This is a genomic window from Liquorilactobacillus satsumensis DSM 16230 = JCM 12392 (assembly GCF_001435195.1).
Taxonomy (GTDB): domain Bacteria; phylum Bacillota; class Bacilli; order Lactobacillales; family Lactobacillaceae; genus Liquorilactobacillus; species Liquorilactobacillus satsumensis.
In genome coordinates this window covers 1-312 of the sequence record NZ_AZFQ01000021.1, presented here as the reverse complement: position 1 = coordinate 312, position 312 = coordinate 1, and the positions used below count along the sequence as shown (strand labels likewise).

General features: G+C 43.3%; 2 tRNA genes. Both read left to right on the top strand.

Features of this window, described 5'->3' with window-relative positions:
• The first annotated feature begins 70 nt into the window (after positions 1-70).
• A tRNA-Ile gene (locus FD50_RS02705) sits at positions 71-145 on the top strand.
• Positions 146-161: 16 nt separating this feature from the next.
• Positions 162-234 (top strand) — tRNA-Ala (locus FD50_RS02700).
• Positions 235-312: the final 78 nt, after the last annotated feature.

The window sequence follows — 312 nt, the reverse complement described above, 5'->3', positions numbered from 1 at the left end:
TTACGGAAACTGCACATTCGTCGAAACTTTGTTTAGTTTTGAGAGGTTTACTCTCATTTAAGGATGTTATGGGCCTATAGCTCAGCTGGTTTAGAGCGCACGCCTGATAAGCGTGAGGTCGATGGTTCAAGTCCATTTAGGCCCATCCTTTTTATGATTTCGGGGCCTTAGCTCAGCTGGGAGAGCGCCTGCTTTGCACGCAGGAGGTCAACGGTTCGATCCCGTTAGGCTCCATTAGCAACTATATGGTTGCTATAACTTGTTCTTTGAAAACTAGATAATATTTTTTCTGATTTAAATTAACAAACCGAG